Raw genomic sequence first — 23,176 nt, forward strand, 5'->3', positions numbered from 1 at the left:
AAAAGGTTCGATCGTCGTTGTACCGCATCGACGTGGATCGATGCTGGAGTGCAGCGATGCGCAACCCTAGCCGCATCGGCGCAGAGGTGATGGCCGTAGTAGGCGCGTCATTGCACCCCTTCATTGCAGGCGCAGCGAGCGCGGCCTGCACCACAGCACAGGTCGCCATCGCATCGGGATCACCGTTTCCACCAATCCCGCTAACACTCGCAGGGCTAGCGTAGCGACCACGCGGTACTGCCTGGAGATCGACGCGATGACCACGGTGTACTTCGAAGAACGTCAGGTGAAGTGCGCACGGCCCTGCGCTGCAGGCGAGTGACACGCACCACGACGATTTCGGAGTTGTCGCACGTGCTGCATCGGCACGCCTGTTCGCAGGCGTGCAACGCGAGCTCATCAAGGCATCGCCACCGACATGGCGAACCGCAGCAACCCATCCTCTGACCAACCCCAAGGAGCCACACATGGCGATCAAGACTGTCGAAGAACTTTTCATCCACGAACTGTCGGACATCTACAGCGCCGAGAAGCAGCTGACCAAGTCGCTGCCGCGTCTTGCGCGTGCGGCCACCGAGCCGAAACTCAAGCAGGCCTTTGAAACCCACCTGGAAGAGACCCAGGGCCAGATCGAACGCATCGATCAAGTCGTGGAGACACTGGGCATCAAGCTCAAGCGCATCAAGTGCGCTGCGATGGAAGGCCTGGTCGAAGAAAGCCGCGAGGTCATCGACGAAATCGAGGCCGGCCCGGTGCGCGACGCTGCACTGATCGGCGGCGCGCAGAAGGTGGAGCATTACGAAATCGCCTCGTACGGCACCATTGCCGCCATGGCCAAGCAACTCGGTTATGCCGATGCATTGCCGCTGCTGCTGGCCACGCTGGAAGAAGAAAAGGCCACCGACGAAAAGCTGACCCTGCTCGCCGAACAAGGCGGCAACCAGAAGGCATCCAAGGCCAGCAAGGCCGCCTGAGTCACCGCGCAGGACGGTCGCCGCCGTCCTGCGTCGCTTGCATCCCTGCGGGCATCCCCCCGAAGCCAAAGCCCCACGTTTCTGCCCGCTCGTTGAGTGGTCGTAGTTGCCGGGCGTCAGCCATGGAGCACCACCCATGTTCATGCACAACAAGCGTTTGATGTACACCGTCCGCGTCGCCCAGCCCAATCCGGATCTGGCCACGCTGATGTTGGAACAGTTCGGCGGACCGCAGGGCGAACTCGCCGCTGCAATGCGCTATTTCACCCAGGCACTGGGCGAAGACGATCCGGGCCGCAAGGACCTGCTGTTCGACATCGCCACCGAAGAGATCAGCCACCTGGAGATCATCGGCTCGATCATCGCCATGCTCAACAAGGGGCCCAAGGCGGTGCTCTCCGAGGGCATGGAAGAGGCCATGGACATGCGCAACATGACCCAGAACAGCACCAGCCATACCCAACAGATTCTGTATGGCGGTGGCCCGGCCCTGGTCAATTCCAGCGGCGTGCCGTGGACGGCGGCGTATGTCGACAGCATCGGTTGCCCCACGGCCGACATGCGCTCCAATATCGCGGCCGAAGCGCGTGCCAAGCTGGTGTATGAGCGCCTGATCAACGTCACCGACGATCCGGGGATCGTGGATGCGCTGCGTTTCCTGATGACGCGCGAAGTGGCGCATCAGAAGTCGTTCGAAAAGGCCTTGTACTCGATCGAGCCGAATTTCCCGCCGGGTAAGCTGCCGGGCGATCCGCGCTTCACCGACAAGTACTACAACACCTCCCAGGGCGAGGGCGACATGATCGGTCCGTGGAATGCCGGCGAGCAGTGGGAAGTGGTGGCCGACCGCGAGGCGCAGGCCGCCGTGGATGGTGGCGACGGCTCTGCCACGGTCGCGCTGGATGCCACGCAAACCGCGGCACTGGATGCCATGTCCGAGCGGCTGCTCTCCAATCCCGAGCTGGACCGCGTGACCGGCGCTGACCTGGGTGCGGGCCCGGGCGCCGGTTCCACCACCGGCGATATCCAGCGTTAGACCTGATGGGTGCAGCTGCACCCATCACCAGCCCGGAGCCAGTACGCTCCGGGCTTTTTCATTGCACTGCACAGGAGTTGCCATGAACGAAAAATCCACGCTCGACACACACGACGAACGCCAATCGGCCTATCGCGGGAACGGTACCGACGCATCGGTGGATGGCCAGGGCCGCAACGATCCATCGGCTGTCCAGACCCGCGATGCACTGCCGCCGCGTGACGACGCGCCGGAAGCGTTGCATCAACGCGGTCATGGCCGCGGCGGCACCTTGGGCGAAGGCGAACCCGACGGCCACCCGGAACGTGACGGCAGCACGCAACCCAACTTCGGCCAGAGCGGCACTTACGGCAAGCAGCAACACATCGACGCGCAGCAACGCGCCCTGGACGACAACGCCGAGGAAGCAGAAGACAACTGATCGATTGCGAGCCTGCCGTCGGTGGGTTGACCTGTTCGCGGCGCGATCGTTAGCAGGCAGCGATCAGGATCGACCCACACTACCGAAACGATGAAGGGGCCCGCTGGGCCCCTTCTTTGTTGGCTGCATGGCGCACGCGCTTATGCTCGCGCAATCGGTGCCGTGGCCCCTTCGCTCGCCCACTCCGGGCGTACGCCTGCCGCAGCGGCGCAGCGTTCCAGCCGCCAGGGCGTGAGATGGCGCATGGCTTCGGCGCCGCCCATGTGCAGCCACTTGCTCAGGTCCGCGTCGATACACAGCGGCCGGTAGGTGGGCATGCTCGCCGATGAGGCGACGAGCAGCGAGAATCCCACCTGCAGGCGTCCGCCGATGTCCATCACGTTGCGCAATCCGGCGGCATACACCGCGCTGCCATCCTGGCTCAACCAGGTCGCGGCGGTGGTGCCATCCGCCGATGCAGTGCAGACGAAACCGCATAGCGCAATGGCGCAGCGTTGGGTTTCCCAGATGGCCAGATCCACGCCGCCCAATCCGCCGGGCTCCTGCAAATGGATCGAACGCTGCTGCCCCGGTGCGCGGCGGCCGAAGGTCGCGCGCTCCTCGCGTTTGCCGCCACGGTCGGCGACGAAGATGTCGGCATCGGCGCCCACCCCGACTTCGACCCATGCGTTGCTCGCCATGCGGGCGGACAACTGAAGAATGCGCGTAATCATGCCTACTCCACTATGTGCATCTCGATGACATAGGTGGTTACGCACAATGCGCGCCAACTTTCTGACGTTCGCAAAAGTCGGTGCTGCAAGCGTTTGACGCGGCTTCAGTTGCGCAACATGCACTACGAAAGCCGAATCGGTCGCAGGTTCTGCACCATCGCGCAGTATTTGCCGTTGGCTGCGCGTGTACAGCGCGCGGCAACGCCGTTGGATGCAGATGCACGTGCAGCAGCGTTTGCTGTCAACCGCACATGTGCACTGCACGGGCGTCTTGCGTGCAGCACAGCGCTCTTTCACTGGCGGTTTCGATGGTCGCGCACGTCTTCATCGTCGCGAGGGCGCGTGCCCGGCACTCAGACCTGCGGATTGCAGCGTGGGCAGGCGATGCATGTGCATACGCTGCTCACCTCAGCGGCCATGTCCCCGCAGGCCCGAGGTCTTGCGATCCAACTCACCCGTTCACCGGATTGAGCGGCAACTGGATCTCGCATTCCAGGCGCGTGTCGCTGAGCTCGTAGCGCGTCTGCGCGCCATGGCTATAGGGCAAGGCATTTTCGATCAGCCGGCGCCCGAAGCCGCCGGCCTCATCACGGTCGCCGCGCAGCTGCTGGCTGGCGCCTTCTTCGATCCACAACAGCTTGAGGCGCGCAGGCGTATCGCTGCCGGAGACGACCTCCCAACGGATCGACAAGGTGCCGGTCTCCACCGCCAGCGCGCCATGCTTGAGCGCGTTGGTGGCCAATTCGTGCAACGCCAATGCCAGCGTCTGTACGGCGGATTTGCGCAACGCCACGTTCGGTCCCTCCACCACGATGCGTCTTTGATCCGGCTCGGCCCCCAGCGCATCCAGTTCCATGCGCAGCAAGGCGCCGATGGTGGTGGGCATATTGTCCGATTGCGACAGCAGCCCCTGCACGCGTGACAACGCGGCCAGCCGGTCTTCGAACTTGGCCGCAAACTCGGGCATGCTCTGGCTGGCCTGTACGGTCTGCTTGGCCACCGACTGCACCACCGTGATCAGATTGCGCGTGCGGTGCTGCAACTCGGCCACCAATACGCGCTGTTCTTCCTGCAGGCGGCGCAGGTTGTCCGACTCGGTGGAGGTGCCCAGCCATTCCAGCACCTGGCCGCGTTCATCGCGTACCGGAGCGCTGCGCGTATGAAACCAGCGGTAACCTTGTTCGGCCGCATTGAACAGGCGGTGTTCGATATCCAGCCCGCCGCTGGACGCACTTCCCAGCCAGGCATTCATGGTCGGCTGGCGATCGTCCGGGTGCACCGCCTGCAACCAGCCCAGGTCCAGGCTTTCGGCATCGCCCTGGCCGGTGTAGCTGGACCACTGCGGGCTGGACCAGGTCCAGCGGCCGCCATCGAGCGAGCGCCACACCAGCTGTGGGATGCCTTCCATCAAGGTGCGCAGGCGTTGCTCGCTGCTGCGTAGCGCACGCTCGGCGCGCGTGAGCGGGGTGACGTCCATGAAGGTCAGCACCGCACCACCGATGAAATTGTCCACGGTGCGATACGGCAGCACGCGCACCATGTAGCGCGCATGCGTGGTGGGGTTTTCGACCTCGCGATCGAGCACCGCCAGGGTGCGGATCACCCGCCGCGCATCATCCTGCAGTTCGTCGTAATCCACATGCAGCTTGATGTGGCTGATCGGGCGCTGGATGTCGCTTTCCACCAGCGGCAGGATGTCGGTGACGGCCGGGGTGAAGTTGGTGACGCGCAATTCGTTGTCGAGGAAGACGGTGGCGATCTGGGTGCTTTCCAGCAGGTTTTTCAGATCGCTGTTGGCATGCGCCAGCTCCTGCACGCGATGGGCCAGCTCACCGTTGACGGTGGTCACTTCCTCGTTGACCGATTGCAGTTCTTCCTTGGAGGTTTCCAGCTCCTCGTTGGCGCTCTGCAGTTCTTCGTTGAGCGACTGGTATTCCTCGTTGGAAGACTTGAGCTCCTCGTTGGTGCTCTCCAGCTCTTCGATCATCGATTGCAGGCGCTCGCGGGTGATGCGCAGCTCGTTTTCCAGCACTTGCACATGACCATCGTCGTGCACGCTGTGGTGTGGGGCGGGCAGCTCCACCGGTTCGCGCGCTTCCACTTCCTGGAACAGCACCACGTAGTCGCGCGGCACCTCCGAGTCGGCGGTCGGCTCGACGAACAGGTTCACCGCCCAGGTCGCCGCATCTTCGTGCACCTGGATGCCCTTGACGTGCACCGGTGAGCGGTCGCGTTCGGCGCGGCTGAGCGCGCTGCGCAAGTCCAGGCGCAAATCGCGATGAATCAGGTTGAGCAGGTTGAGGCTGGGGGTGCCGCCGCCAGGACGGATGAAGCGCCCCGCCTGCGACGACAAATGCAGCACCTCGAACTGCTCGTCCAGCACCGCATACGCCGGCGCATAACGGTCGGCGATGCGCTCGCCGGCGCGCACCAACGCATTGCTGGACGTGCGCTGCCGCTGCGGTGGTGCAGGCACCCTGGCGGCCGCAGCCGGCTGCATGGTCGGGAATGTTGCATGCACGTTGCTCTGCGCATCGATGCGCTGAAACACCCGAAAGCTGCGCTCGACCGGCGTAAACAACTGCGCGTGCCGCGAGACGTTTTCGGCATTGCCCAGGAACAGGTAGCCGCCCGGACGGATGGCGAAATGAAAGATCGGGATCACCCGATTCTGCAATTCGGCATCCAGATAGATCAGCAGATTGCGGCACGACACCAGGTCCAGCCGTGAAAACGGCGGGTCCTTGACGATGCTGTGCTGCGAAAACACGCACAGCTCGCGTAGCTCCTTGCTTACCACATAGGTGTCGCCTTCCTTGACGAACCAGCGCCGCAGCCGTTCGGGCGCAACCTCCCCGACGATGCTGGAGGCGTAGCGCCCCACCCGCGCAGTGGCCAGTGCGCGCCCGTCGATATCGCTGGCGAAGATCTGGATGCGTGGCGCGGTGTCCAGGGTTTCGGCGTGTTCGCGCAGCAGCATCGCCAGCGAATAGGCCTCTTCGCCCGTGGAGCAGCCCAGCACCCAGATGCGCAGGCTGTCGCCGGTGTGCTTGCCCTGGAACAACCGCGGAATCACCTGTTGCTCGAGGAATTCGAACTCGCGGCGGTCGCGAAAGAACTTGGTCACGCCGATCAGCAGGTCGTTGAACAGCTGCACCGGTTCGTCGAAGCGATTGAGCAATACCTCCAGATACTGCTCCAGCGTTTCCACCTGCGCGACCTGCATGCGCCGTTGCACGCGGCGCAGAAAGGTCGCGCGTTTGTAGCCATGAAAATCGTGGCCGGTGGTATTGCGCAGGATGGCGGCGACCTGGCTGAGCTTGTCGCTCTCGCTGCCATTGCGCACGCCGGTCGGCACCGGATGACCGTAGCCGTGATGGCGTTGCATGTGCGCGGCGATACGCGCGGCGATCTGTGGCAGGGGCAGGATGTCGTCGGTGATGGCGGCCGGGTTGCTGGCACTGCGCAGGTCCAGCCCATGCAGTGCGGCATCGTCCACGGCCAGCGCCAGGCCCCCGCATTCCTTGATCGCCGCGGTTCCCAGCGTACCGTCGCCATCGAAGCGCCCCATGATCAGGCCGATCACATTGCCATCCTGGTCGTGCGCCATCGAGACGAAGAAGCTGTCGATCAAGCCGTGGTCGCTCTCGCCGTTGGGCAACGCACGTAAGCGAATGCGCCCTTCCTCCAGCGTGACGACCGTATCGGCCGGCGGCAGATAGAAGCGCCCCGGTTGCAGCCGGTCGCCATCGCTGGGTACCGACAGCAGGGTGGCCTGACTGCCAAGCAGTTCGCGCAGGCGTGCCTCATCCAATAATTGGCGGTCGCGCAACAGCAGCATGATGGCCAGATTCGACGCGCCAGCAATCGCATCGAGCAATTCTGCCAGGCGATCGGCGTCCATGCCGGCGGCGCCCACGCCAAGCACGAACAAGGGCGGCTGCGTGTTCGCATCCGTAGCGATGTCGTTGTTGGAAGTTTCGTCGTCGGTCATGGCGGCACTATCGTTGCAATGCTGGATTCAAGCGCAATCGGCCATGATCGCGTAAAGCGCGGCGGACTACCATGCAGCACATGCGTCATCGCGTGCGCACATTGCAGAGACCGGTCCTGGAAGCGTCTGCTTGCGCGCGGTGTTAACCTGCAGTGCGAGCACCATGCGCACGCGTGTTGTCCGAAACGCCACTGCTTTGGAGCCTGTCATGCACGACACTGCACTTGCCGGCCGCCGCATTCTTGTTGTCGAGGACGATTACTTGCTGGCCGAATCGCTCAACGACTTGTTGGTGGAAGCTGGCATCAACGTGGTGGGGCCGGTCGGCAGTGTGCCTGACGCGCTTTCGCTGGTAGCGTCAGGTCAGGCCATCGATGGTGCCTTGCTGGATGTCAATGTGCGCGGCCAGGCGGTGTTTCCGGTCGCCGATGCATTGATGGAGCGCGGCGTGCCGTTTTCCTTCTGCTCCGGCTACGACCGCTATACGCTGCCGCAGCGCTTTGCGCATCTGTCGTACTGCATGAAGCCCTACAACCCGCGCACGATCACCAGCTTGCTCAGCCACCAGACCGAGTTGGCCGATCACTGATCGGTGCAGGCGGGCTGGGCGCTCTCGCCCGGTTCCACGCCGGGCTGCTGCAAGGCGCGCTCCTGCTCGCCAAGCTGGTTGAGCAGTTCAACGGCGGACTGATGCGCCGTGCGCAGCGTCTCCAGCGGCTTAGACGTTTCGTTGCGCAACGCATACAACGCAAAACCCATCACGTTGAGCCGGTTGCGCAACTGGTGCAGCAGCTCACGCCGCTGCCCACGCGGTGCCTCGCTCACTCCGCACCCTTGTCGCTGAGCCGGTTGTGCAAGGTGCGCACGCTGCTGCCCAGTTCGCGTGCGGCGGCCTTCTTGTTGAAGCGGGTGCGCGCCAGTGCCGATTCGATCATCGCGTCTTCGGCCTGACGCATGGTCCAGCCGGCAGGAATCAGCAAGCCGTCCTGGTCGGCCTGCGGCACGGTCTGCTCCACATCCGGGGCGCTCAACAGATCGCCATCGGAGCGCAGATACAGGTAGTGGATGAACGAGCGCAGTTCGCGCACGTTGCCTGGCCAGGCATGGTATGCCAGGTAGCGCAGCAACGACTTGGTCGGCAACTTGCGCTTGCCATACTTGACGTTGAGCTCGTCGATCACGCGTAAGCCAAGCAGGCGCGCATCGCCGCGGCGCTCGCGCAGCGGCGGCACCTGGATCGGGTATTCATTGAGACGGTAGAACAGGTCTTCACGCAGCACCGCCTGCTCGCGCTGCACGTGCTGGTGGGTGGCTGCCACCACGCGCGCATCCAGTGCGATTTCCTCGTTGCCGCCCACGCGCATGAAGCTGCGCGATTCGATCACCCGCAGCAGATACACCTGCAGCCGCGTGGGCATCTCGCCGATTTCATCCAGGAACAGCGTGCCGCCTGCGGCCTGCTCCAGGAATCCGGCATGCCGACGGTCGGCGCCGGTGAAGCTGCCGCGCTCGTGGCCGAACAACTGGCTGGCCAGCAACTCTTCCGGAATGGCACCGCAGTTGACCGGCACGAAACGGCCGCGGCGACCGGACACACGGTGGATGGCGCGCGCCACCAGATCCTTGCCGGTACCGGTTTCGCCGGTCACCAGTACATTCAGATCGGTCGGCGCCACGCGCACGATGTCCTTGCGCAGCATGACGATGCTGTCGCTGTTGCCAACGATGCCCAGGTTGCCCTGCTGCGCTTCGCGCAGTCCCCCGAGCACCCGCTCCAGGCGTTCGGGCGCGAACGGCTTGGTCAGGAATTCGCTGACCCCGAACTGCTGCGCCCGACCCTGGGTTTCGCGCGCGTAATCGCCCGAGACCACGACGATCTGCGGGGTGTGGTCCGGGTCGAGCCGCTCGATCAGGTCGAAACCGCTGCCGTCCGGCAGGCCAACATCCACCACCAACAGGTCGGGAAAGTTGCTGTCCAGCCAGCGGCTGGCTTCGCCAAGGGTGTGGATGCCCTTGGCACGGAAGCCGCTATCGGTGGCGAGTTCAACCACCTGATCGCAAAACTCCACGTCGTCGTCGATGATGGCGCAGGAAAGGCGGTCCATGAGCGCTTCTGTCCGCAATGACTGATACATGTTCAGTTGAGAATTGTGACGGCCGCGCGAAATGCGCTGACACACCACATCGGAAATTGCCTGCTGCTGTCACGTTCTGTGGTGCGGCGCTCTTCCCCCAGTCGAGCCCGCCCTGACGGCTGTGGGCGAAGTACGCATGGAAGCGCTCGATTGCGCCAGTGCCAAGCGTCACGCTCTGGGTCGGTCGCCGCTTCGAGAATGCCGAAACGCCAAGGAGTGCAAGGTTTGCCGCGGCAGCCGCCGGTCCACCGACGGGTGCGGTCTTGATCGAGCGCTGGCTGAGCTCGCTTGCGTGCCTGCATCGGAGCCAGGATATCAGCCGGGGCTGACGTAAGCCGACGCCACCATGGCGCCGCATGAACCCGTCAGGAAACTGCATCGGTCCACTGGGTTACCCACAGCCTACGCACCGCTCGTGGAGAGGGCGTGCACAACGCACTCACGCGTTCCTTCCACGGTGCGGCGAACACTCGCTCGATCCAGCGAGCGAGGTGTCCCATGCACGCAGTCTCGGCGCCCGTGCAGGCCGATGTGCAAACCGAATTGGAGTACTGGCGTGGCGAGCACCGCCGGGGCCAGCTTGGCTATCACGCCTTCGACGGCATTCCCGAAGGCACGATCCGGGCGGTCTGCGCGGCATACAACGCACGCCCCGACCTGACCGATGCAGAAGCGGTCAAGGCCGTGCGCGATGCGCTGTGCCTGACTCCCGGCTCGATGAATGCCGTGCTCGCCGATTGGCTGGCGCCGCGTTGCCTGCGCCACCTCCGCCAGGCGTGATGCAGCTACAGGTTGGGCCCGCTTGATTAGTGCGGTGCACGCCTGCCGTGCTCGGAAGGGGCTCTTCGGGCCTGCAAGGTATCGCACGGTGCGTCAGTTCACTCTTTTTCGCGCGTGATGGGCGCAGGCTTGTCATTGGCACCACGCGTCTGCACGCGGTGGCGGCATGCGTGCCCAGGTGCCCGTTGTTCGCGCACGCTGCAGGTGCCAGCTGCGCTTGCCCGGCCTGCGCCGCATGCCGCGGCCGTGGTGTCGGCGCCGCCGCATACCGCCAGGCATAGGAGAAACCTGTGGAAGCGCTGCTGCTGTCCCGTATCCAGTTCGCCTTCGTCATTTCGTTCCATGTGCTGTTTCCGGCCTTCACCATCGGCCTGGCGAACCTGCTCGGGTTTCTGGAATGGCGTTGGCTGCGCACGCACGACGAGGCCTGGAAGCGGCTGTACTTCTTCTGGTTGCGGATCTTTGCGGTGTCTTTCGGCATGGGCGTGGTCAGCGGCATCGTCATGGCCTTCCAGTTCGGCGCCAACTGGCCCGAGCTGAGCCGCATTGCCGGCAGCGTGATCGGCCCGCTGCTGAGCTATGAAGTGCTCACTGCCTTCTTCCTGGAAGCCAGCTTCCTGGGGGTAATGCTGTTCGGCTGGGGCCGGGTCTCCGAACGCCTGCACTTTTTCGCCACCTGCATGGTGGCGATCGGCACGCTGGTGTCCACGTTCTGGATCTTGTCGTCCAACAGCTGGCTGCACACCCCGCGTGGCTACGCGATGGTCAACGGCATCGTGCAGCCGGTCAGCTGGCTGCAGATCATCTTTAACCCGTCGTTTCCGTATCGCCTGGTCCATATGGCGCTGGGTTCGTTCATCACCACCTGCTTTGTGGTTGGCGGCGTCGGCGCTTACTACCTGCGCAAAGGGCTGCATGTGGATGCCGGCGCCCGCATGTTGCGCTTGTCGGTGGCATTTGCCGCCATCGTGTTGCCCATCCAGGTCCTGGTAGGCGACCAGCACGGGCTCAACACATTGGAGCATCAACCGCTCAAGGTCGCCGCGATGGAGGCGCACTGGCACAGCGAAAGCGATGGCGCCGGCGTGCCGTTGGTGGTGTTTGCGCTGCCCAACGCACAGGCCGAGCGCAACGACTATGAGGTGGCCATCCCGCGCCTGGGCAGCCTGATCCTGACCCACAGTGCAGACGGCGACATTACGCCGCTGACGTCGGTGCCGCGCGATCAACGCCCGCCGGTGGCTCCGGTGTTCTTTGCCTTCCGCATCATGGTGGGCCTGGGGATGGCGATGCTGTTGCTGGCGTGGATCTCGGCCATTGCCTGGTGGCGTGGACGCCTGCATGCCAGGCCGCTGATCCTGGCCTGGAACCTCATGCTGCCGGCTGGATTCATGGCGCTGGTGGCTGGCTGGTTCGTCACCGAGATCGGGCGCCAGCCGTGGGTGGTGTACGGGCTGTTGCGTACTGCCGATGCGGTGGGCCCGCAATCGACTGCGACAGTGGCGGTCTCGCTGCTGGTGTATCTGCTGGGCTATGCGTTCGTATTCGGCTTCGGAATCTTTTATCTGACCAAGCTGGTCCGTGCCGGGCCGCAACCCAGCCGCGACGGGCCGGATGTGGCCGGCGGCGAACACACGCCGGCACGCCCGCTGTCCGCGGCAGATACATCACTGGAACAGGAGAACACGCCATGGAACTGAACTACTGGTTGCCGGTGGTGTGGTTTGGCGTGATCGGTTTCGGCGTGCTGATGTACGTGGTGCTGGACGGCTTCGTGCTCGGGCTGGGCATGCTGGCGCCCTTCGCGCGCGACGAACAGGAAGTGGACCTGATGATGAACACCGCCGCGCCCATCTGGGACGGCAACGAAACCTGGCTGGTGCTTGGCGGCGCCGGCCTGTTCGCTGCGTTTCCCACGGCGTATGCGGTGATCCTGTCCGGCCTATATCTGCCGGTGCTGTTGATGGTGATGGCGCTGGTGTTTCGTGGGGTGGCGTTCGAATTCCGTTTCAAGGCGCAGCGCTCGCGTCGATTGTGGACGTTATCGTTCATCGCCGGCTCGATTCTGACCGCCTTCGCGCAAGGCATCATCCTCGGCGCGCTGGTGGAAGGCATGCCATTGGACAACGGGCGCTACACCGGCGGCGTGTTTGGCTGGTTCAGCCCGTTCACCATCCTCACCGGTGCTGCGCTGGTGTTCGGCTATGCGCTGCTCGGCAGCACCTGGCTGATCCTCAAGACCGATGGGCGCACCCATACCTTGGCGCGGCAATTGACCAAGCCGCTGGTGGGCGTGGTGGTCACCTTCGTCGTGCTGGTCAGCGTGTGGCTGCCGTTCCTGAGCTCGCATGTGATGGCGCGCTGGTTCGAACATGGCAATTTCTGGTGGCTGTCGCCGATTCCGCTGATGACCGCAGCCGTAGCGCTTGCGCTCTGGCGCAACAGCGACAGCTCGCGCAGCGACGCATGGCCCTTCCTGTTGACGCTGGCGATCTTCGTGTTGGGCTTCATCGGCCTGGTGTTGGGCATGTGGCCGTATCTGGTGCCACCGAGCTACACGATCTGGCAGGCGGCCTCGCCACCCTCTTCGCAAATCTTTCCGATGGTGGGCCTGGTGGTACTGCTGCCACTGGTGCTCGGTTATACGGTGTGGTCGTACCGCGTGTTCCGCGGCAAGATCACCGCCGATGTGGGCTATCACCACCATCACTGAGCGAGAGTGCGGCACGCAGGCGTGTGCACCATGCGAGGCGTTGCGGCAGATGTCTTCAGACAACCCAACAGCGCCCGCGTTGCGGGCGCTTTGGCGATACGGGCGGTGTGCTTCAGCGTTTTTCCGAGCCGTCCGGCCGTTCGTAGTCGTGTTCGGGGTCGGCCTTGTTGACCTCGGGATCTTCGTCGGGCATGTCGTGCACCTTCCATGCGACATCCTCGTTGCGACGCTCCTGTGGCGTAAACGGCTTTTTCTGATCGTCTTCCGGGCCCCATGGCTTTTTCGATTCGCTGCCCATGCTCATCTCCTGCGTGGTCGTCATGACCCAACGCTAGGCGCGCAGGCATTGCGAGGTGGTGAACGAAGCCCGGTGGTGGCGTGAAGTGCGTGTGGCAATGCACTCCCCGCACCAGACAGCACAGGCTCCGGCTGCGTACCCTTCGCCGCCTCGCAAAGGGCTCAAGCCGCGTTACCCGCCGGTCTGCGAATGCGGCGCCTCGACCGGCTTGGACTGCGGCGAATCCTTCTGCCGCAACCAGATAGTCAACACCACCAGCGAGAACACCGCCAGGAACTCGCTCTGCCAGTTCTGCATCGATTCGAACCAGAACGCTGCGCTGGTGAAATGCTCCAAGACCGTGATGGGCGGCAAGCCCTTCTGCGCACGTTCCACCACCTCCAGTCGCCAACTGCCGACCAGATGCAGCGCAAAGCTCATCAGGAACAGCGCTCCGAACGCGATGGCCAGCGAATGGTCGTACAGCCGTCGCCATATCCCGCCGGCACGCACCGGCCAGGGCGTGGTGCCAGGCTTGATCTCAACGCTTTCTTCAGCCGGATCGAGCGGGCGCGATTCGGCAGAGCCCACCTGCCGCAACTTCACGGTGAGCAACACGTACATGCCCATCTGCAGGAACTCGCTCTCCCAGTTTTCGAACAGTGCCGACATGAAATGCGGGCTGTGCAGATACGCAGACAGCAGCAGCGTCGGCTGCCCCTGCTCGCGCAATTCGTCGTTGTATGCATGCAACCCGGCATAGATCTGGCAACCGATGAAGAAGATGGTCAACGCAAGCAGACACAACGACAGCCCGTTACGACGCAAGAACATGGATGACCTCCTGACGATGCGCGCAGTATCGAGCGTCCTGGGCAAAACCGCATGAAGTTTGCGTGCAACCGCGCTGTTCCGCATGCCGCGCGATGGGTGACTGCCACGCACAGGGCGCAACCCGCAACACACCACGCGCACATCGTTTAGCCCGGACGTTTACGTTTGCGCGACCACACTGGCGTGCAACCAACGACTTCCACTGCCAGGAGACCACGATGCCCGTACCCAACTATCCACGCCCCCCCTTCAAGCCACAGCAGCAGAGCTTTCCCGGACGCACCGAGAAGATGGACCCGCGCCCGGACCATGGCGAAGACAGCTACGTTGGCCACGGCCAGTTGAAGGGCAAGCGCGCATTGATTACCGGTGGCGACAGCGGCATCGGCGCTGCGGTTGCCATCGCCTATGCACGCGAAGGCGCAGACGTGGCCATCGCCTTCCTTCCCGACGAGCAGGAAGATGCAGCGCGCATTGGCGCGCTGATCGAAAAGGCCGGCGTCAAGGCGCTGCTGGTGGGATGCGACATCAGCGACCCCGGCCAGGCAGCGGCCCTGATCGACAAGGTCAACAGCACGCTGGGCGGCCTGGATATCCTGGTCAACAACGCCGGTTACCAGAAGTACTTCGAGACCTTCGAAGACATCACCCTGGACGAATGGCGCAAGACCTTCGACACCAACGTGCATGCGGCCTTCAATCTGGTACGCCTGTCGGTACCGTTGATGACCGATGGCGGCTCCATCATCAATACCGCCTCGGTGCAATCGAAGAAACCCACGCCCAACATCCTGCCCTACGCCGCGACCAAGGGTGCGCTGGCCAACCTCACCATCGGCCTGGCCGGCGTGCTGGCGGAGAAGAACATCCGCGTCAATGCGGTCCTGCCGGGCCCGATCTGGACACCCTTCATTCCCTCCGGCATGGATGAAGAGTCGGTGGAAAACTTCGGCGGGCAGACGCCCATGGGGCGCCCAGGTCAGCCGGTCGAGCTGGCATCGGCTTACGTGATGCTGGCGGCCGACACGGCCAGTTACACATCGGGCACCTTGCTGACCATCTCTGGCGGCGCAGTCACGCTGTAACGCCGTCGCATTGTTGCCACGCCCGCGTCGCTGATCGAGCGACGCGGGCTTTTTATTGGCTCAATCTTTTAGGTGGATGCTCAGCGCTCACCAGCGCATGCCTCCTCGCGTCTGCTTGTTCGTGCGGTCGTTCGGGCGCATTGCCACAGCGCGCAAAAAAAACGCACAGCCAAAGTGAGTTTCCGGTCAACGTTGCGCTCGCGTGGCACCCACCCGTTCCTGCGGTTGCTCTCACGGTCGGCCTCCTACCGTAGGTGGCGTTGGAACGTGATGCACCACCCCTCTCCAAACAGTGCTGCCCGCCACGCCTGCGTGGCGCAGGTGCGAACCCACTGCTGGCGCAACGACATCGCCCACATGCATCGACGCATGCGGCGTGATGCATCCGCGCCATTGGCAGGCCAGCGCAGTAGCGCCCCCATAAGGCAGACAACAATGCGAATTCTGGTCACCGGTGGCACCGGCTACATCGGCTCACACACCTGCGTGGAACTGGCGCGGCGCGGTCATGACGTGTGCATTGTCGATAATTTGAGCAACTCCTGCGAGCGCGTGCTCGACCATCTGCAGCATCTGATGGGGTTCCGCCCGGAGTTTCATCGCATGGATGTGCGTGCGCCCGAGCTTGCCGACCTACTGACCAGCGAGCGCATCGACGCCGTCCTGCATTTTGCCGCACTCAAGGCCGTTGGCGAATCGGTGCGCGAGCCGCTGCTGTACTTCAACAACAACGTCACCGGCACGCTGGCGCTGCTACGCGCGATGCGGACTGCCAAGGTGTGCAACCTGGTGTTCAGTTCGTCGGCCACCGTGTATGGCGACGCCAACCGCAGCCCGATCGACGAGAGCGCGCCGCTGAAGGCGATCAACCCCTACGGGCGCACCAAGCTGATGATGGAAGAAATGATCGGCGACCTCAGCGCCGCGTGGCCGGATTTCAATGCGGCATTGCTGCGCTACTTCAACCCGGTGGGTGCGCACCCCAGCGGGTATCTGGGCGAAGATCCGCGAGGCGTACCGAACAACCTGATGCCCTACATCGCGCAGGTGGCAGTGGGGCGTCGCGCGGCATTGCAGGTCTTTGGCGACGACTACCCCACCGACGACGGCACCGGCGTACGCGACTATCTGCATGTGATGGATCTGGCGCGCGCGCATGTGGATGCCATCGATTACCTGCAGCGCGAACGCAAGGGCCTGGTGGTCAATCTGGGCACCGGGCGCGGCTACAGCGTGCGCGAGGTGGCGGCCGCGTTCGCGCGCGCCAGTGGCAGGCGCATTCCGCTGAGCATTGCGCCACGTCGCGATGGCGATGTGGCGGTGTACTTCGCCAGCACTGCGCTGGCCAACCGGCTGCTGGGCTGGACCGCGGAATACGACCTGGACCGCATGTGCCGCGATACCTGGCGCTGGCAATCGATGCACCCGGATGGCTACGCCGGTTCGCGTCTTCCGCGCCCGGGCTCCGCGGCGGCCGTGCCCGAACGCGACAGTGCGCGCGAGCTGCCGACATCACCGCGCCGGCGACCGCCCGGTCCGGACACGCGCCGTCGCAGCGAGCCGGTACGCACGCTGGCGGTCGCCGATGGTTTCTCCGGCGCGTAATGCGCAACGACCCGTTTCTTTCCTACGAGGGCATTCCATGAGTTGGGCTGGCCAGTTCCAATACGCGATCGGCAAGACCCGCCGCGCGGTTCCATCCGACAGCACGCCGCAGTTCGATCCCGCGCGGCCCACGCTGTTGTGTCTGTCGCATCTGCGCTGGAGTTTTGTCTATCAGCGCCCGCAGCACCTGATGTCGCGCTTTGCACGCGATGCCAATGTGCTGTTCTGGGAGGAGCCCATCGCCTGCGATGCAGCCGAACCCTGGCTGGAGGTGGGTGGCCAAGAGCACGGCGTGCACGTCTTGGTGCCGCGCCTGCCCGTCGGGTGCGGGGGCGAGGAGGCCGTGCAGGTGCAACGTCGCCTGCTGGACGGCTACCTGGCCGAGCTTGGCGTACGCGACCTGCTGCTGTGGTACTACACGCCGATGAGCCAGAGCTTCAGTGCGCATCTGCGTGCGCGCATGGTCATCTACGACTGCATGGACGAGCTGTCGGCCTTTCGTGGCGCGCCCCCGGAGCTGGTCCAACGCGAGCGCGCACTGCTGCAGCGCGCCGATGTGGTCTTCACCGGCGGCTACAGCATTTGGGAGGCCAAGCGCGCGTTGCACGCCAATGCACACGCGTTCCCCAGTAGCGTGGACGTGGCGCACTTCGCCGCCGCGCGCACGCCGCAGCAGGAGCCTGACGACCAGGCCGGCATCGCGCACCCGCGGCTGGGTTTCTATGGTGTCATCGACGAGCGGTTCGATGTCGAGCTGCTACGCGCGATCGCGACGCAGCGGCCGCACTGGCAATTGGTGATGATTGGCCCGGTGGTCAAGATCGATCCCGCCGAGCTGCCGCAGGCCACCAACATCCACTATCTGGGCGGCAAGACCTACGACGAACTGCCTGGTTATCTCTCCGGCTGGGAGGTGGCGTTGATGCCGTTTGCGATGAATGCCTCCACCCGCTTCATCAGCCCGACCAAGACACCCGAATACCTCGCTGGCGGCTGCCCAGTGGTGTCCACGCCAATCCACGATGTGGTGCGCACCTATGGCGACACCGGCGTGGTGCGCATTGCCGCGACCGCCGACGCGTTCGTCGCCGCGTGCGAAGCCGCACTGCAGGACAGTGCAGATCGCGCGCAGTTGCTCGACCGCGCCGATGCCGTGCTGGGCGACATGTCCTGGGACCACACCTACGACCTGATGAAGGAGACGCTTTCTTGGACGCAATGACCCCGCCGGCCGCCGCGCCGCTCGCCGCCCGTCGCACGCGCGGCAATGCACGGCGTGGTTTCGATTACCTCATCGTCGGCGCAGGATTTGCCGGCAGCGTGTTGGCCGAACGGCTGGCCGCCGGCCTCGGCAAGCGTGTGCTGGTGGTCGACCGTCGCCCGCATATCGGCGGCAACGCCTACGATTTCCATGACGATGCCGGCGTGCTGATCCATCGTTATGGTCCGCATATCTTCCACACCAACGCGCAGCGCATCGTGGATTACCTGTCCAATTTCACCCAATGGCGTCCGTATTCGCACCGCGTGCTTGCGCAGGTGGGCGACCAGCAGGTGCCGATCCCCATCAACATGACCACGTTGAACCGTCTGTACGGCCTGCAACTCAGCAGCGAAGAACAGGCCGCAGCGTTCCTGGCCAGCCGCGCCGAGCCGGTGGCCGATATCCGGACCAGCGAAGATGTGGTGGTCAATCAGGTGGGCCGCGAGCTCTATGAAACCTTCTTTCGCGGCTATACGCGCAAGCAGTGGGGGCTGGATCCGTCGCAGCTGGACAAGTCGGTGACCTCGCGCGTGCCCACCCGTACCAACGACGACGACCGCTACTTCACCGACACCTTCCAGCAGATGCCGCTGCATGGCTATACGCGCATGTTCGAGCGCATGCTCGATCACCCCAACATCAAGGTGATGCTCAATACCGACTACCGCGAGATCTGCGACGAGCTGGAGTACGACCAGCTGGTGTACAGCGGGCCGGTGGACGAATACTTCGACTATTGCTACGGCAAGCTGCCGTACCGCTCGCTCAGGTTCGAGCACAGCACGCTCGATCAGGAGCACTTCCAGGCGGTGGCCACGGTCAATTATCCGGACGAAGCGGTGGCCTACACGCGCATCACCGAATACAAGCACCTCACCGGCCAGCAACATCCCAACACCAGCATCACCCGCGAGTATCCTTCTGCCGAGGGCGACCCGTATTATCCGATTCCACGCGCGGAGAACGCAGAGCTATATCGGCGTTACGAACGCCTGGCCGCCGAGACGCCCAAGGTGACCTTCCTTGGCCGTCTGGGCACCTACAAGTACTACAACATGGATCAGGTGGTCGGCCAGGCGTTGGCCTTGTACAAGCGCATCGAAGACGCCGAGCCGCGGCGCGCCGAGCTGGCGGTCTGACAACGCACGCCCCGCCCTGCAGCACCGTGGCTGCAGGGCAGTTATCGACGCAGCGCTGCAACCCAGCGGCGCGCGCAGCAGGATGTTGGATGCATACCCCCACACTGTTCGAAAGTTTTTTCATGGCGGGGTTCGAGTGTTCGACCCACCGCCGCCGCGACGGGCGCAGGCTCGACCTGATTGCCGCCACCGGGCATGACCGTTGGGCCGCCAAGGACTACGCGGCGTTGGCGGCGCATGGCCTGCGTACCGCGCGCGATGGCCTGCGCTGGCATCTGATCGAACCACGCCCCGGGCATTACGACTGGTCCAGTTTCCTGCCGATGCTGCACGCGGCCGACAGCGTGGGCACGCAGGTGATCTGGGACGTGTGCCATTACGGCTGGCCGGACGATGTGGACATCTGGACGCCGCAGTTCGTCGACCGCTTCGCGCGCTTTGCTGCCGCCGCCGCACAGTGCATCAAGGACGCCTCCGACGCCGTGCCGTTCTACGCGCCGCTGAACGAGATCTCGTTCTGGGCATGGAATGGCGGCGATCACGCCCGCATGCATCCGATGGCGCGCGGGCGTGGTTTCGAGCTCAAACATCAATTGGTCCGCGCCACCATCGCCGCGATCGACGCAATACGCCAGGTGGATCCGCGCGCACGCTTCCTGCAGGTGGACCCAGCGATCCATGTGGTGCCATCCAACGACCGGCCCGGCCCGCGCCGCGAAGCCGAACGCCTGCGGCTGGCGCAGTTCGAAGCCTGGGACATGATCTGCGGCAAGCAGTGGCCAGGACTCGGCGGGGCGCCGGAGTATCTGGACATCATCGGCCTCAACTACTACTCGGACAATCAGTGGTATCTGGGCGGCGTGCCGATCCTGCGCAACTCGCCCGACCACCGCCCGTTCTCGACCATCATGCTGGAGTTCTGGCAGCGCTATCGCCGCCCGATGATCGTCTCCGAAACCGGTGCCGAAGCCGATCAACGCGCCCCCTGGCTCGATCATGTCGGCAGCGAGGTTGCGCTGGCCCTGCAGCACGGCGTGGCGATGGAAGGTGTCTGTCTGTATCCGGTGCTGGACTACCCCGGTTGGGACAACGACCGGCATTGCCCCACCGGCGTGCTCGGCTATGCGGACGAGCACGGCGAACGACCGCTGCACCAAGGCCTAGCCGACCAACTGCGCCGCGAGCACGCGCGTTTCGGTCTGCGCGCACCGCAGTTCGCGCTGGCCGATATCGCCCCGTGAGTACGTCCGCCCACTCCACCTTGCTGCCGGACACGCCGGCGCGTTTTCTCTGGCACTACGTGGGCCGACGGCCGTGGCATTTCAGTGGCTTGCTGCTCCTGATCGTGGGCGCGGCCGGCTGCGCGGTGTCGGTGCAATACGGCATGAAAATGCTGGTGGACGCGATGGCCACCGATCAACGCAGCCAGGCAAACGTGTGGCTGCCGCTGGGCCTGTTCATCAGCCTGATCGCGGTGGAAAACCTGCTGTGGCGCCTGGGCGGCTGGCTGGGCTGCCGCACCGTGGTGGCCAGCGTGGTGGACATCCGCGTGGATTTGTTCCGCCATCTCACCGGCCACCCGATGCGCTACTTCACCGAGCATTTTGCCGGTGCGCTGGGCAACCGCATCACCGCGCTCGGCAGCGCCGCCGGGCAGATCTTCGGTGGACTGGCGTGGAAGATCGTGCCGCCCATCGTGGATTTCGTCGGCGCCATCGTGCTGCTGTTGACGGTGGATTGGCGCATGGCCGCCACGCTGGTCGGCTTCATTGCGATCGTGGCGGCCATCATCACCAGCTTCGGCATTCGCGGCCGCGCCAAGCATCAGCGCTTTGCCGCGCAGGCCGCCCGGGTGGGTGGCGAGCTGGTGGATGCGGTTTCCAACGTGTGGACGATCAAGGCGTTTGCCGCGCGCGATCGCGAAAGCGCGCGGCTGGCCGAACAGATCGGTCACGAGGCCGTGGCGCATCGGCGCAGCTGGATGTACGTGGAAAAGGCGCGGGTGATTCACGACATCTGCCTGTCGCTGATGGCCGGCGGCATGCTGATCTGGGCCATCGGCATGTGGCGCTCCGGAGCGGTGAGTGCAGGCGATGTGGTGTTGGTCAGTGCGCTGACCTTCCGCATCCTGCATGGCTCGCGCGATCTGGCGCTGACCTTGGTGGACACCACCCAGCAACTGGGCGCCATTGCCGACACCTTGCAGATCATTCTGCAACCGCACGCCATCGTCGATGCGGACGTGCCGCTGGCCTCGGCCGAAGGCGATGTGCGTTTCGAACAGGTGCGTTTTGCCTATCCCGAGCGCGCCGCGGTGCTGGAAGGATTGAACCTGCATATTCCGGCCGGCCAGAAAGTGGGCATCGTGGGGCCCTCCGGTGCCGGCAAATCCACCTTGATTGCCCTGATCCAGCGCCTGGACGATGTGGAATCCGGACGCGTGCTGATCGACGGGCAGGACATCCGCGGGGTCAGCCAGGACAGCCTGCGCGAAAAAATTGCGGTGGTGCCGCAGGAAACTGCGTTATTCAATCGCAGCATCGCCGACAACATCCGCTACGGACGTCCCGATGCCAGCGATGCCGAGGTGCACGACGCGGCGCGGCATGCATTCTGCGATGGCTTCATCCGGCAATTGCCCGAAGGCTACGACACCCAGGTGGGCGAGCGCGGGGTGATGTTATCGGGCGGACAGCGGCAACGGCTGGGGATTGCCCGCGCCTTCCTCAAGGATGCGCCGATCCTGATTCTGGACGAGGCCACCTCGGCACTGGACACCGAATCGGAAGCGGAGATCCAGGCCGCACTGGATCACCTGATGCGCGACCGCACCGTGTTGGCGGTCGCCCATCGCCTGTCCACGGTGATTGGCTTCGATCGCATCGTGGTGCTGCAGGACGGCCGTGTGGTCGAAGATGGCAGCCCTGCGGAACTGCGCGGCCGCGGTGGCGTGTTCGACAGTTTGTGGCAGCGCCAGGCTGCCGGATTCGAGACGGCACCGGAAGCACCGTGAGGCGGCTGCGCCCAGAAGCGCTGCTTGCCTTGCGTCATGCGCGGCGAGGCAGGCGCAGCCAGCGGCTGGCCCAGTGCGACGAGCATGGCATGAGATGTACTTTCCGGCCTGGCAGCAACCACGTTTGCGATCGCTGGCGCGCAAAAAAAACAGGCAGCGTCTGGCTGCCTGTTCCACTTCCTGCGCAACGCCTCAATGCGGTGGCCGATAGTCGCGCAGCCTGGTCGTCACGTTGCCGACCTCTTGCACTGCGCGTTTGAGGTCGTTTTCGGACATCCCCAGTTCGCGCGCCCAGTACTGCAACTCCCATTCCTCGCTGATGCTTACATTGTGCATGTCAATGGGTTGACGATTTGCATCCCGTGGTTCGCCCATGGCGATCTCCCATGTAGGACAGCTGGTGAGCCGGCTGCGACGCCGGCGCTTCGCACGGTTTGCCGGCTGCCGCATCGACGCGTTGTCTGGCGAGCTGTGGTCAGTGGGGCTGGCCCTGCTTGGCGCGCAGCGCCTTGGCGTGTTCCAGATGCTCGGCGATGGTGTCGCGTGCGCGCTGCAACTCTTTACCCAGGTCGCTGGAGCCCGGCTCGCTGCTGAGCTGTGTGTCCAGCAGGGCCAACGCCTGCTCGTGGCTGTCCACACTGGCTTGCAGATACTGCGATTCGAACTGTTGCCCGTGCAAGTCCTGCAGGCGCTTGCGCACGCCCTCGGCGCCCGCGGTGGCGGCCTGGGCCAACGTGCCATTGCGATCCGGCGCAAATCGGCTGAGGTCCGTCAACGCAGCGCTGTGGGCTTCGTCCATCTTGCGTGCGAAGGCCAGCACCTCGCCTTCCACACCCTTGACCACCGCCAGTTGCGCAAGCGTGCGTTCGTTCTCGTTGAACACTGCCAGCGCGCCAAGCGCCTGCTTGCGGTCGCGGGCATCGCCCACGCTATCGCGCAACGGGTCGCCGTGAGGCGGCGTGCTACCGACCACCGTGGCTACGTTGCTCTGTAGATCCTGCGGATCGCTCGTGTGCCCCTGCCGGCGCTGCCAGGCCTTGTACGCCACATAGCCCACCGCGCCGGCGGTCACCATCTTGAAAAGTCCCATCGCTGTCTCCTGTTGAGCGCGATCTTTCATCGCGTCTGGCGGTCGTTGATTGTTGGGTTCGCAGGGACGGCGAAGGCGGCATGCCTGCGTCCCAGCGCGTCAT

At 64.3% G+C, this 23,176-nt stretch carries 21 protein-coding genes and 1 pseudogene; 13 read left to right on the forward strand and 9 right to left on the reverse strand.

The annotated features are described in order from the left end of the window. Window positions 1-467: 467 nt before the first annotated feature. From ACCQ15_RS18305 to ACCQ15_RS18315, 3 genes are all read left to right on the forward strand, one after another. Window positions 468-974, forward strand: a complete 507-nt coding sequence (locus tag ACCQ15_RS18305) for a YciE/YciF ferroxidase family protein (RefSeq protein ID WP_008577724.1) — start codon at window positions 468-470, stop codon at window positions 972-974. A gap of 136 nt (window positions 975-1,110) precedes the next feature. Next, window positions 1,111-2,010, forward strand: a complete 900-nt coding sequence (locus ACCQ15_RS18310; protein ID WP_008577723.1) for a manganese catalase family protein — start codon at window positions 1,111-1,113, stop codon at window positions 2,008-2,010. Between the two features lie 82 nt (window positions 2,011-2,092). After that, the gene (locus ACCQ15_RS18315; protein WP_008577721.1) at window positions 2,093-2,431 is read left to right on the forward strand and encodes a hypothetical protein; all 339 of its coding nucleotides are present in this window, start codon (window positions 2,093-2,095) and stop codon (window positions 2,429-2,431) included. A gap of 140 nt (window positions 2,432-2,571) precedes the next feature. On the opposite strand, the gene ACCQ15_RS18320 is transcribed toward ACCQ15_RS18315, so the two are convergent. From ACCQ15_RS18320 to ACCQ15_RS18330, 3 genes and pseudogenes are all read right to left on the reverse strand, one after another. Continuing rightward, entirely contained in the window at window positions 2,572-3,144 is a 573-nt protein-coding gene (locus ACCQ15_RS18320; RefSeq protein WP_031425323.1) for a hypothetical protein, read from the reverse strand. Window positions 3,145-3,177: 33 nt separating this feature from the next. Beyond that, window positions 3,178-3,363, reverse strand: a pseudogene (locus ACCQ15_RS18325) (hypothetical protein); the annotation flags it as partial. Between the two features lie 232 nt (window positions 3,364-3,595). After that, window positions 3,596-7,138 (reverse strand): CheR family methyltransferase, encoded by a 3,543-nt coding sequence (locus tag ACCQ15_RS18330; RefSeq protein ID WP_372380885.1) that lies wholly within the window; start codon window positions 7,136-7,138, stop codon window positions 3,596-3,598. 208 nt (window positions 7,139-7,346) lie between these two features. On the opposite strand from ACCQ15_RS18330, the gene ACCQ15_RS18335 reads away from it, so the two are divergent. Next, window positions 7,347-7,727: a response regulator gene (locus tag ACCQ15_RS18335; protein ID WP_008577717.1), complete on the forward strand. Its 381-nt coding sequence runs from the start codon at window positions 7,347-7,349 to the stop codon at window positions 7,725-7,727. On the opposite strand, the gene ACCQ15_RS18340 is transcribed toward ACCQ15_RS18335, so the two are convergent. Both ACCQ15_RS18340 and ACCQ15_RS18345 read right to left on the reverse strand, forming a co-directional pair. Further along, the gene (locus ACCQ15_RS18340) at window positions 7,721-7,963 is read right to left on the reverse strand and encodes a hypothetical protein (protein WP_008577714.1); all 243 of its coding nucleotides are present in this window, start codon (window positions 7,961-7,963) and stop codon (window positions 7,721-7,723) included. The two genes, ACCQ15_RS18335 and ACCQ15_RS18340, sit on opposite strands and share 7 nt — an antisense overlap. After that, complete coding sequence (locus ACCQ15_RS18345) at window positions 7,960-9,243, reverse strand: sigma-54-dependent transcriptional regulator (RefSeq protein ID WP_372380886.1); 1,284 nt, start codon at window positions 9,241-9,243, stop codon at window positions 7,960-7,962. The genes ACCQ15_RS18340 and ACCQ15_RS18345 overlap by 4 nt, the downstream gene beginning before the upstream one ends. 528 nt (window positions 9,244-9,771) lie before the next feature. Here ACCQ15_RS18345 and ACCQ15_RS18350 point away from each other — a divergent pair. The 3 genes from ACCQ15_RS18350 to cydB all read left to right on the forward strand — a co-directional run bounded on the left by ACCQ15_RS18350 (window position 9,772) and on the right by cydB (window position 12,766). Next, the gene (locus tag ACCQ15_RS18350; protein ID WP_008577712.1) at window positions 9,772-10,053 is read left to right on the forward strand and encodes a hypothetical protein; all 282 of its coding nucleotides are present in this window, start codon (window positions 9,772-9,774) and stop codon (window positions 10,051-10,053) included. Window positions 10,054-10,343: 290 nt separating this feature from the next. Beyond that, a complete protein-coding gene (locus ACCQ15_RS18355; protein ID WP_057680885.1) occupies window positions 10,344-11,753 on the forward strand; it encodes a cytochrome ubiquinol oxidase subunit I in 1,410 nt (469 codons plus the stop codon). After that, complete coding sequence (gene cydB, locus ACCQ15_RS18360) at window positions 11,744-12,766, forward strand: cytochrome d ubiquinol oxidase subunit II (protein ID WP_008577708.1); 1,023 nt, start codon at window positions 11,744-11,746, stop codon at window positions 12,764-12,766. Before ACCQ15_RS18355 ends, cydB begins: the two co-directional genes overlap by 10 nt. Window positions 12,767-12,878: 112 nt before the next feature. Here cydB and ACCQ15_RS18365 read toward each other — a convergent pair whose 3' ends face one another. Both ACCQ15_RS18365 and ACCQ15_RS18370 read right to left on the reverse strand, forming a co-directional pair. Beyond that, window positions 12,879-13,088, reverse strand: a complete 210-nt coding sequence (locus tag ACCQ15_RS18365) for a hypothetical protein (RefSeq protein ID WP_031425008.1) — start codon at window positions 13,086-13,088, stop codon at window positions 12,879-12,881. 147 nt (window positions 13,089-13,235) lie between these two features. Beyond that, a complete protein-coding gene (locus ACCQ15_RS18370; RefSeq protein WP_008577704.1) occupies window positions 13,236-13,877 on the reverse strand; it encodes a DUF6766 family protein in 642 nt (213 codons plus the stop codon). A 218-nt stretch (window positions 13,878-14,095) separates the two neighbouring features. Here ACCQ15_RS18370 and ACCQ15_RS18375 point away from each other — a divergent pair, with 218 nt between their 5' ends. From ACCQ15_RS18375 to ACCQ15_RS18400, 6 genes are all read left to right on the forward strand, one after another. After that, window positions 14,096-14,962, forward strand: coding sequence for an SDR family oxidoreductase (locus ACCQ15_RS18375; RefSeq protein WP_008577702.1), 867 nt, complete (start codon window positions 14,096-14,098; stop codon window positions 14,960-14,962). Window positions 14,963-15,397: 435 nt separating this feature from the next. Beyond that, on the forward strand, window positions 15,398-16,567 hold the full coding sequence (gene galE, locus ACCQ15_RS18380) for a UDP-glucose 4-epimerase GalE (protein WP_014091165.1): 1,170 nt from the start codon (window positions 15,398-15,400) through the stop codon (window positions 16,565-16,567). Between the two features lie 37 nt (window positions 16,568-16,604). Beyond that, window positions 16,605-17,789, forward strand: coding sequence for a glycosyltransferase family 1 protein (locus ACCQ15_RS18385; protein WP_031425010.1), 1,185 nt, complete (start codon window positions 16,605-16,607; stop codon window positions 17,787-17,789). Then, the gene (gene glf, locus ACCQ15_RS18390) at window positions 17,786-18,970 is read left to right on the forward strand and encodes a UDP-galactopyranose mutase (protein ID WP_372381581.1); all 1,185 of its coding nucleotides are present in this window, start codon (window positions 17,786-17,788) and stop codon (window positions 18,968-18,970) included. The genes ACCQ15_RS18385 and glf overlap by 4 nt, the downstream gene beginning before the upstream one ends. A gap of 89 nt (window positions 18,971-19,059) precedes the next feature. Beyond that, window positions 19,060-20,211, forward strand: a complete 1,152-nt coding sequence (locus tag ACCQ15_RS18395; RefSeq protein WP_008577693.1) for a glycoside hydrolase family 1 protein — start codon at window positions 19,060-19,062, stop codon at window positions 20,209-20,211. Beyond that, the gene (locus ACCQ15_RS18400) at window positions 20,208-21,983 is read left to right on the forward strand and encodes an ABC transporter ATP-binding protein (protein ID WP_033479363.1); all 1,776 of its coding nucleotides are present in this window, start codon (window positions 20,208-20,210) and stop codon (window positions 21,981-21,983) included. The genes ACCQ15_RS18395 and ACCQ15_RS18400 overlap by 4 nt, the downstream gene beginning before the upstream one ends. A gap of 192 nt (window positions 21,984-22,175) precedes the next feature. Here the strand turns inward: ACCQ15_RS18400 and ACCQ15_RS18405 are convergent, their stop codons facing one another. Together ACCQ15_RS18405 and ACCQ15_RS18410 are read right to left on the reverse strand one after the other, a co-directional pair. Continuing rightward, complete coding sequence (locus ACCQ15_RS18405; protein WP_014091168.1) at window positions 22,176-22,358, reverse strand: DUF3606 domain-containing protein; 183 nt, start codon at window positions 22,356-22,358, stop codon at window positions 22,176-22,178. Window positions 22,359-22,458: 100 nt separating this feature from the next. After that, window positions 22,459-23,073, reverse strand: coding sequence for a DUF4142 domain-containing protein (locus ACCQ15_RS18410; protein ID WP_014091169.1), 615 nt, complete (start codon window positions 23,071-23,073; stop codon window positions 22,459-22,461). Between the last annotated feature and the right edge of the window lie 103 nt (window positions 23,074-23,176).

Origin of the sequence: Xanthomonas sp. NCPPB 1754 (assembly GCF_041475725.2) — a bacterium.
In the GTDB taxonomy this organism is placed as follows: Bacteria; Pseudomonadota; Gammaproteobacteria; order Xanthomonadales; family Xanthomonadaceae; genus Xanthomonas; species Xanthomonas euvesicatoria.